Raw genomic sequence first — 9,061 nt, 5'->3', positions numbered from 1 at the left:
CGAGTCGCCCGCCCCTGCCCCGCGAGTCGCCCGTTTCGCGCGGGTGAGTCGCCCCGCCGCGGGGTGCCCGCCTGGTCACTTCCGGCTGCACCAGACCGTGCACGTGAACTGGGCCCGGACGACCTCGGCCGGCATCCGCGGCTCGAACTCGGCGAGGAGCCATGCGCGCAGTTCGGCGCGTGTGGTGCGGCCGTCGTCGATCGCGCTGGTCGCGTTGCTCTGGCTGAGCAGGTAGTCCGCCAGCGCGTCCGCGGTCATCGGCACGTCGTACCGCAGCTCCTCCGACCCGACGAACGCGAGCCCGGCGACGTCCGCCGCGTCGCGGTCGAAGTGGCTGTGTCTCGGCGGCCCCGGGTAGCGCGGCCCGTAGGTGCCGGCGAGCCAGTCCGTGAGGGCATCGGCGCCGCCGAGCCGGCCGCTGAAGAAGTCGGAGTACACGGCGAACCCGCCGCCCGGACGAAGGACGCGGGCCACCTCGGCGAGGGCTCGTGCCTGGTCGAACCAGTGGAACGCGGCGGCGGTGACGACGAGCCCGGCCGAGCACGAGGCCAGCGGGAGACGTTCGGCGCCGGCCTGCAGGTAACCGACCCCGGCGGCCGGGGCTGCGGCGCGCAGCATCGACGCCGAGACGTCCAGCCCGACGACCTGCGCCGCGACGGCGGTGAGCGCGCGCGTGGACATGCCGGTGCCGCACCCGATGTCCACGGCGAGGCTGACCGGATCACCGAGGTCCAGCAGCCGGGCCACCGCCCCGACCGCGGCCGGGTGGTAGTCGGGGCGGCCCAGGGCGTAGTACTCGCCCGTCAGCGCCCCGAGGAACGGGTTCGACGCGGTCACGAGCCCTCCTGTCATCGGGCCGAACGTGCACTCGTTCACGATCGCGGGGTGAACGACTGCACGTTGATCTTGTGGACGCGGTGGAGCTAGCCCGCGCGGATCCTGCGCAGCCGCAGCGCCAGCTGGATCTCCAGCGCCCGGTCCGGGCCCTGCCAGTCGGTGCCCAGCAGCGACGCGATCCGGTCGAGCCGCTGCGCCACCGTGTTGACGTGGACGTGGAGCGCGCTCGCCGCCCGGCGGGGGCTGCCGCCCGCCGCGAAGTACGCCTCCAGCGTGCCGAGCAGGTCGCTGCCCCGCCGGGTGTCGTACTCCGTGACCGAGCCGAGGACGCGGTGCAGGTAGCGCTCGACGTCGCCGGGGGTGCTGGTCACCAGCCCCGCGAACCCCAGGTCGTGGGCCGAGCCTGCGCGCATCCCGATCGCCGCCAGTGCGTCCGTGACGCGACGGGCCTCGGCGTAGGCGTCGCGCAGGCCGGCGGCCGGGACGACCGGACCGGTGGCACCCACGGTGACCTGGGCGTCGTCCGCTCCGAGACGACGGGACAGCACAGCCGCGACGGCGGAGGGGTCGCGTCCCGGCACGACGGCGACGATCTCGGCGTGGTGCTCACCCGCGAGCCCGCGGCCGTCCCCCGCGGTGGCTGCGGCCAGGTGGAGCCCTCGCCGCGTGCCGCGGCACACGGCCACCACGTGCGGGGTCTGCAGTCGCAGCCCGAGCAACCGTCCGCGCTCGACGAGTGCGCCGTCGATCTGGCCGTCCGGGCGCCCGAGCAGGTCGGCGAGCAGGTCGGTGCGCACCCGCTGGTCGGCCTCGGCCGCGCGGAGCCGGAACAGCAGCACGAGCGCGGTCACCATCGCCGCCCGCTCCACGGTGCGGCCCTGCCCGCTGTCCAGCGGCGCGCAGCCGCCGAGCACGAGCGTGCCGAGCCGCTGGCCGGCCGCGCTCACCACGACGGCCCACACCCCGCCCGCCTCCGCGAGCCGGCCCGACGCGGCGGAATGGCGCACCGCCTCCGCCGTGGCCAGCGGGTCGTGGTCGGGGCCGGGCGCGGGAGCGGGACCGTGCGAGGCGATCCGCTGGTCGTCGACGTCGAGCACCGCCACCCAGCAGCCCAGCAGCTCGCCGAGCGCGGCCGCGATGTCGTCCACCCCGCCGCCGGACAGCACCACACCGGCGAACCGGTCGTGCGCCGCCGCGGCCTGCTCGATCCCGGCGTGTGCGCTCGACAGGGCCGCCAGCGCCTGGGCCGTCTCGGCGGCGCGCCGGGACTGCACGAGTGAGACGGCGGCGAGCGCGGCGAGCGAGCCGAGCAGCGCCACCTCGCTGCGGTTGAACGGGCGGCGGCTGCGGTTGGCCGCGAAGAGCACGCCGACGAACTCGCCGTCCACCAGCAGCGGGGTGCCGCAGATCGCGACCAGCCCCTCCTCGTCCACGGCCGAGTCGATCTCGGAGGTGTGGGCGTAGCGCTCGTCGCCCGGGTAGTCGGCGGTCCAGTACGGCCGCCGGGTCTGCGCCACCAGACCGCCGAGGCCTGCGCCCTGCGGCAGCCGCAACGCCTGGAACGCCGCCGAGACCGACCCGGCCGTCGCCCGCATGAACGTGTCGCCCTGCTCGGCGTCGGCGAGGGTCAGGTAGGCGACGTCGGTGCTCAGCAGGCTGCGGGCGCGCCGCACGATCGCATCGAGCACCCCGCCGGGCTCGGGCCGGGACGCGAGGTCGCGCGCGATGTCGACGAGCGCCGACAGCTCGGCCTCCCGCCTGCGCTGCGCGTCGATCCCGCTACGCACCCGCAACGCGAGCTCGCGGGCCACCGCCGCGGTCTGCGGGTCGGCCTCGGCGAGTGCCCGCGACTGCTCGTCGATCCGTTCGGCGGGAGCGTCCTGCGCGAGCAGGCGCAGCAGCTCCAGCGCGGTCCGGGACACGGCGGTGATCATGCCACCGCCCCCGGCGGGAGGAGAGTCGGAGGAGAGAGCCACAGGGACGGCAACTCCGGCCGTCAGCCCTGGATCCCGAGCTCCGCCAGCGTGGTGAAGGACTGGAGCACCGCCCGGAACGCTCTCGGCCGATCGGACGGATCCATGCGCGGACAGTGGGCTCTGAACTCGGTGAAGACCCATTTCCAGAACTGCTTGCGCATCTGGTCCTGTTCCTCACGAGTGCGTCCTCGGTAGCTCGGCAGCGCCTCCACCCGGCGCCAGGTCTCCGTGGCGGCCTGTTTTCCCTCCGCGCCGATGTCGCGGTCCGCCAGGCGCAGCCGCCGCTGCACGGGCACCACGTCGTTGCCGGCCGTGCGCTGGAGCGTCAGCAGCCGGGCCGTCCTCCGGTTCCCGGTCCGCGGGTGGATCGGGGGCGCCGTCCGGTGATCACCGTGGGCGTCCTGACCGGTCCCTCGCGGCGCGTGCTCGTACACACTGCCTCCCGTCTCGCGTCTCCGCAGCCTGGCACGGATCGACCCCGCGGCGGGTTGCCGGTAGCGCCCGAGGTCAGCGGTTCGGGTCTGTGCCGGCCAGCAGCACGGGGGCGTGGAGAACGGACCTCATGGCGGCGGGACGGTCCTCGGTCGGCAGCTCTGGGTGGTCGGCCTGGAACGTCGTGATGATCGCCGTCGCCTCACCGACGTGCGTCGTGCGCCGCCGGACCGGCACCGGGTCGCGGACGACTCCGGTGCCGGTCCGACGAGTCTCGTCTCAGCTCAGCGAGCCGCGCTGCCGGAGACAGCGGGATCCGCCGCGAGGTCGCGGGTGCGCGTCTCGGCGTACGTGCCGACCGCGAAGATCGACACGGCGGCGCTGAGGGCGACGTACACCGAGACCGCGTAGCCGCTGTCGAACGTGGTGTAGAGGGCCACCGCGATGATCGGGGCCAGGCCGCCCGCGACGACCGACGCGAGCTGGTAGCCGATCGACACCCCGGAGTAGCGCACCTTCGTCCCGAACAGCTCGGACAGGAACGCGGCCTGCGGGCCGTACATCGCGCCGTGGAACACGAGCCCGCCGACGACGGCCAGCGCGGTGAGCGCGAAGTTCCCGGTGTCGACGAGCGCGATGAACACGAACGCCCAGACCCCGACGCCCGCGGCCCCGAGCAGGTAGACGGGCTTGCGCCCGATCCGGTCGGACAGCGCGCCCCAGATCGGGATCGTGACCAGGTGCACGGCTGCACCGATCAGCACGGCCCCGAGGACGAACGAGCTGGACAGGCCCAGCCGCTGCGTCACGTACGTCGTGATGACGATGGTGAAGATGTAGTAAGAGACGTTCTCCGCGAAGCGGGCGCCCATCGCGGTGAACACCTCGCGCGGGTAGCGGCGGAACACCTCGACGATCGGCAGGGCCTCCTTCTCGCCTGCGGCGGCGAGCTTCGCCGCCCGGGCCTGCGCCTCCTTGAACAGCGGCGACTCCTCCACGGACAGCCGCACGTAGAGTCCGATCAGCACCAGCACCGCGGACAGCAGGAACGGGATCCGCCAGCCCCACGAGATGAAGTCGGCGTCGTTCTGCACGGCGGACAGCAGGAACAGCAGGCCGTTGGCGAGGAGCTGACCGAACGGGACGCCGGCCTGGGGCCAGCTCGCCCAGTAGCCGCGACGCGCAGGGTCGCCGTGCTCGGAGACGATGAGCACCGCCCCGCCCCACTCGCCGCCGAGCGCGAAGCCCTGCACGAGACGCAGCACCACCAGGAGCAGGGGGGCCGCGATACCGATCGTCGCGTACCCCGGTAGGAGCCCGATCGCGAAGGTGGCGACCCCCATCATCACCAGGCTGACCACCAGGAGCGTCTTGCGGCCGATCTTGTCACCGAAGTGACCGAACACCATGCCGCCGATCGGCCGCGCGATGAACCCGATGGCGAACGTGCCCAGCGCGAGCAGCGTGCCGGCGGCCTGGTCACTCGAGGGGAAGAAGACCGCAGGGAAGACCACGGCGGCGGCCACGCCGTAGAGGAAGAAGTCGTACCACTCGACGGTGGTGCCGGCCATGCTGGCCGCGACCACCTTGATGATGTTGCTGCGGGGCTGTTCCCTGTCGACCACGTTGTCTCCCGGTGTTCCTAGTGAGCGGTCCAGCCGCCGTCCATGGACAGCGACGATCCGGAGATGGACGACGACGCCGGGCCGTAGAGCACCGCGGCGAGCTCGGCCACCTCGTCGGGCTCGACGAGCCGTTTCACGGCCACCGGGCCGAGCATCACCTGCTCGACGACGGCGTCCTCGTCGATGCCGTGCGTGCGAGCCTGGTCCGCGATCTGCCGCTCGACAAGCGGTGTGCGGACGTAGGCGGGGTTGATGCAGTTGCTGGTGACGCCGTGCGCCGCCCCTTCGAGCGCGATCACCTTGGACAGCCCTTCCAGGCCGTGCTTCGCGCTGATGTAGGCCGACTTGAAGGGGCTCGCCCGCAGGCCGTGGACGCTGGAGATGTTGATGACCCGGCCCCAGCCGCGGTCGTACATGTGCGGCAGCGTGAGGCGGGCCAGCCGGAACGGCGCCTCCAGCATCACCCGCAGGATCAGGGAGAAGCGCTCGGGATCGAACTCGTGCAGCGGGGCGACGTGCTGCAGGCCGGCATTGTTGACCAGGACGTCCACGGCGGCAGGTAGCGCGTCGACCGCGGCGAGGTCGGCGAGGTCGCAGGGCACGGGCTCGACCTGGGGCACGGCCTCGGCGAGCACCTTGAGGCCTGCCTCGTCACGGTCGACCGCGAGCACCGTCGCGCCGTCGTTGACGAGCCGTCGCACGATCGCGGCGCCGATGCCCGACGCCGCACCGGTGACCAGCGCGGTGCGGTCGGCCAGCACCGGTGTCGAAGGGGTCATGCCGGACGACGGTACGTCTGCCGGGGCGCTTACGCGCGGTGCGGAGACACCACGGATGCCGCGCCGGATGTGTCGGTGGCGCACACCTCCGGCGGCGGCGCACGGGCCCGGCTCAGAGCCGCCGGTAGCCCGGGTGCACGCCCGGGGTGAGGCCCTGGTCCTCGGCGATCCGGGCGAGGAGGGCGCGCAGCCGGGCCCGCTCCTCGTCCTCCAGGCTGCCGAGGATCGCGTCGTCGTGCTCGCGGCCGACGGCCTCGATCCGCTCCGCGAGCGCCTCGCCGTCGGCGGTGAGGTGCAAGGCGTGCAGCCGCCGGTCGGCCGGGTTGCGCCGGCGCTCCACCAGCCCCCGGTCGGCGAGGGAGTCCACCAGGCCCACCAGACGGCTCGCCGGGGTGCCGAGCAGCTGGGCCAAGGCCTGCTGGCTCTGGCCGGGGGTGGCGGCGATCGCCCGCAGCAGGCCGGTCTGCGGGGGCGTCAGGTCCAGGGCGGCGATCCGCTCGGCGAAGCGGGCGGCGGCGTGCGCGCCGAGCGCGGCGAGCAGGAAGGCGGCCCCGGGAGGGTCCTCGAGACGCCGGGGGGACGCGGTCACCGGCCGACCGTACCAGTTGACAAATCGTTCTAACCCGTCAATCATTCGTAGATGTAACGATCTTCTGCCTGGAGGGAAAGATGAGCGACAGAGCGTTCCGGTTCGGGGTCGTGGCGACGCCCACCGGCGGTCCCGACGAGTGGATCGCGTCCGCGCGGCGCGCCGAGGAGCTCGGCTACTCGTCCCTCCTGATGCCCGACGGCCTGCAGCTGCTGGCACCGTTCCCCTCGCTCGCCGTGGCGGCGAGCGCCACCAAGGACCTCCGCGTCGGCACTTTCGTGCTGGCGAGCCCGCTGCGTCCGCCCCGATCGGCCGCCTGGGAGGGCCACAGCCTCTCGGTCCTCACCGGTGGCCGGTTCGAGTTCGGCATCGGCACGGGGCGCCCGGCCGTCCGGGAGTTCACCGAGAGCCTCGGCGTCCCGTTCGGCACCGCCGCGGAGCGGCTCCAGCAGGTGGCCGACAGCATCGACCACCTGCGTGAGCTCGACGGCACCGAGCGCCGCACCCCCGTGCTGGTGGCCGCGGGCGGCCCCAAGGCGCTCGCGGTCGCCGCGGACAAGGCCGACATCGTCACGCTCGCCGCTGCGCCGCTCGCCTCCCGGGACGAGCTGGCGGGCATGGTGCGCACGCTCCGGAACGCCGCGGGCGACCGGGCAGACGCCATCGAGCTCGCGATGAACCTGTTCGTCGTGGGCACCGAGGTGCCGCCGTGGACCCAGAGCTTCGTCGGCGCGGACGCCGCCACGCTGATCGAGCACGACTCGCTCGTGATGCTCCGCGGCAGCACCACGGAGATGGCCGACGAGCTGCAGCGGCGCCGCGACGCCCTCGGCGTCTCCTATATCAGCGTCAACGGCGCGTTCTTCGAGCAGCTCGCGCCGGTGGTGGAGCGGCTCGCAGGGAGGTGACCCCGGTTCTCAGCCGGTGCCGTTCTCGCGGAGCCAGCCGAGCACCTGCTCGGCATGCTCTCCGGGTGGGAACACCGGGTAGAAGACGTGCTCGATCGTTCCGTCGCGCACCACCAGGGTGATGCGCCGGTAGAGCGTCATCCCGTCGGCCTCGAACGTCGGCAGGTCCAGCGCTGCGGCGAGCCGGAGAGTCTCGTCGGAGACCATCGCGAACGGCAGCCGGAGGCGTTCGACGACCTCGCGCTGGTAGGCGGTGTCCTGGCTGGACAGGCCGTAGACGGCTCGCGCGCCTGCCGCCCGGAGATCCTCGTAGTGGTCGCGGAACCCGCACGTCTCCGGAGTGCAGCCCCGGGCACCCGGGATCTCGTCCCACCCGGTGGGCAGGTCGGCGCCCGGCCTGCCGGTGAGCGGATAGATGTAGAGGACGGTGCGGCCGGCACCGAACGCGGCGAGGTCGAGCGTGTCGCCTGCGGTGGTGGGCAGCACGACCGCAGGCATGGTGGTGCCGGCCAGGTGGTCGGCGGCTCCGTCGTCGACGGGCCGCGGCAGGTCGTCCGGGAGGGTCTGCGGGTCGGTCACGGGACGCTCCTCTCGCTCGGGAAGGTACGCGCGCGCCCACGACGGTAGCCCCGGGTCCGGCCTGCGGTGGTCCGGCGCCGGCCGCAGGCAGGGGCGCTGTGGCGAAGCGCACCGTGGCTGAGCACCGGGCCATGCGGACGCCTAGCCTCGGCCCGTGCACGAGGAGAAGCCACGGGAGGCGCCCGGGGAGAAGCCGCAAGGCAGCGGAGGCGAGAGCACGTTCACCGTCCTGGTCGCGACCGGGGCGAACGCGTTGATCGCGGTGCTGAAGCTGGTGGCGGGGTTGCTCACCGGCTCGGCGGCGATGCTCGCGGAGGCCGCGCACAGCGTCGCGGACACCGCCACCGAACTGCTGTTGCTCACCGCGCTGCGCCAGTCGGCCCGCCGCCCCGACCAGCGCCACCCCTTCGGCTACGGCAAGGCCCGCTTCTTCTGGGCGCTGATCGCGGCGGTGAGCATCTTCGTCTCCGGAGCCGTGTTCGCGTTCATCGAAGGGATCCGCGCGATGCTCGGCAGCGATGCCGAGCAGACCCTGGCGTGGGTGGCCTACGCGGTGCTCGGCGTGTCGTTCCTGCTCGAAGGGGCGTCCTGGCTGCAGGCGGTGCGCCAGGTACGCAACGAGGCCGCCGCCGAGGACGTCGGCTTCCGCGCGTGGCTGCGCAACACCGACGACCCGACCGTGAAGAGCGTGTTCTTCGAGGACAGCGCGGCGCTCATCGGTCTCCTGCTCGCCTTCGGCGGCGTGGGACTGCACCAGCTCACCGGCTCGGGTTTCTGGGACGGGCTGGCGTCGGTGCTCATCGGCCTGCTGCTCAGCGGGGTGGCGTTCATCCTGGGCCGGACCAACGCCGGCCTGCTGATCGGGCGCCAGGCCGACCGGCGCACCGTCTACGCGCTGCGCGACGCACTCGCCGCCCGGCCCGAGGTCGACGCGGTCGTCGACCTGCTCACGATGACCGTGGGCACCGACCAGGTGCTGCTCTGCGCACGGCTCGACTTCGCCGACTCGCTCGACGCGGCCGCACTGGAGCGGGCGTGTGTCGACATCGACATCGAGCTGCACGACCGCTTCCCCGACCTCCAGGAGGTCTTCCTCGAACCGGTGCCGCGCGCCGACCCGACCATGCGGCAGCGCGTGCTCGACCGCTACGGCGGCGCGGGCGCGCAGCGGTTGCGCGAAGGGCTGGACGCGGGGGCCTGAGCGCCGCCACGGGGGGAGGGCCCCCGCCCCGATCAGGGGGTGCACCGGCCCGACCCGACCCGGCTGGCGGCGAACACTCGGTGGCACGTCCACCGAGGAGGCACCCGTGACCGCTGCACCCACCCGCACCGGAAC

At 73.4% G+C, this 9,061-nt stretch carries 9 protein-coding genes; 2 read left to right on the top strand and 7 right to left on the bottom strand.

The features are described 5' to 3' along the window. Window positions 1–75: 75 nt before the first annotated feature. The 6 genes from HF577_RS35135 to HF577_RS35115 form a co-directional block, all read right to left on the bottom strand. On the bottom strand, window positions 76–837 hold the full coding sequence (locus tag HF577_RS35135; RefSeq protein WP_169400318.1) for a class I SAM-dependent methyltransferase: 762 nt from the start codon (window positions 835–837) through the stop codon (window positions 76–78). A gap of 86 nt (window positions 838–923) precedes the next feature. Then, the gene (locus HF577_RS35130) at window positions 924–2,759 is read right to left on the bottom strand and encodes a helix-turn-helix domain-containing protein (protein WP_211175325.1); all 1,836 of its coding nucleotides are present in this window, start codon (window positions 2,757–2,759) and stop codon (window positions 924–926) included. 74 nt (window positions 2,760–2,833) lie between these two features. Beyond that, window positions 2,834–3,247 (bottom strand): hypothetical protein, encoded by a 414-nt coding sequence (locus HF577_RS37740; RefSeq protein ID WP_211175324.1) that lies wholly within the window; start codon window positions 3,245–3,247, stop codon window positions 2,834–2,836. A 282-nt stretch (window positions 3,248–3,529) separates the two neighbouring features. After that, entirely contained in the window at window positions 3,530–4,816 is a 1,287-nt protein-coding gene (locus HF577_RS35125; protein ID WP_169400320.1) for an MFS transporter, read from the bottom strand. Window positions 4,817–4,887: 71 nt separating this feature from the next. Continuing rightward, the gene (locus HF577_RS35120; RefSeq protein WP_169400316.1) at window positions 4,888–5,649 is read right to left on the bottom strand and encodes a 3-hydroxybutyrate dehydrogenase; all 762 of its coding nucleotides are present in this window, start codon (window positions 5,647–5,649) and stop codon (window positions 4,888–4,890) included. A gap of 112 nt (window positions 5,650–5,761) precedes the next feature. Further along, window positions 5,762–6,238, bottom strand: coding sequence for a MarR family winged helix-turn-helix transcriptional regulator (locus HF577_RS35115; RefSeq protein ID WP_312859587.1), 477 nt, complete (start codon window positions 6,236–6,238; stop codon window positions 5,762–5,764). A gap of 80 nt (window positions 6,239–6,318) precedes the next feature. Between HF577_RS35115 and HF577_RS35110 the strand changes: the two genes are divergently transcribed. Next, on the top strand, window positions 6,319–7,146 hold the full coding sequence (locus tag HF577_RS35110) for an LLM class flavin-dependent oxidoreductase (protein WP_169400314.1): 828 nt from the start codon (window positions 6,319–6,321) through the stop codon (window positions 7,144–7,146). 9 nt (window positions 7,147–7,155) lie between these two features. Here the strand turns inward: HF577_RS35110 and HF577_RS35105 are convergent, their stop codons facing one another. Continuing rightward, entirely contained in the window at window positions 7,156–7,725 is a 570-nt protein-coding gene (locus tag HF577_RS35105; RefSeq protein WP_211175323.1) for a peroxiredoxin, read from the bottom strand. A 154-nt stretch (window positions 7,726–7,879) separates the two neighbouring features. On the opposite strand from HF577_RS35105, the gene HF577_RS35100 reads away from it, so the two are divergent. Further along, window positions 7,880–8,926 carry a cation diffusion facilitator family transporter gene (locus HF577_RS35100; RefSeq protein WP_169400313.1) on the top strand — a complete coding sequence of 349 codons (1,047 nt, stop codon included), beginning with the start codon at window positions 7,880–7,882 and terminating at the stop codon, window positions 8,924–8,926. Window positions 8,927–9,061: the final 135 nt, after the last annotated feature.

Origin of the sequence: Pseudonocardia xinjiangensis (genome assembly GCF_012911925.1) — a bacterium.
Taxonomy (GTDB): Bacteria; Actinomycetota; Actinomycetes; order Mycobacteriales; family Pseudonocardiaceae; genus Pseudonocardia; species Pseudonocardia xinjiangensis.
Note: the sequence above shows the minus strand (reverse complement) of the source record. Positions and strands in the feature narration are given on the sequence as shown.

Coding starts and splice junctions, on each gene's coding strand:
- HF577_RS35125 (WP_169400320.1), bottom strand. CDS start 4,816: ATGGCCGGCACCACCGTCGAGTGGTACGACTTCTTCCTCTACGGCGTG.
- HF577_RS35120 (WP_169400316.1), bottom strand. CDS start 5,649: ATGACCCCTTCGACACCGGTGCTGGCCGACCGCACCGCGCTGGTCACC.
- HF577_RS35110 (WP_169400314.1), top strand. CDS start 6,319: ATGAGCGACAGAGCGTTCCGGTTCGGGGTCGTGGCGACGCCCACCGGC.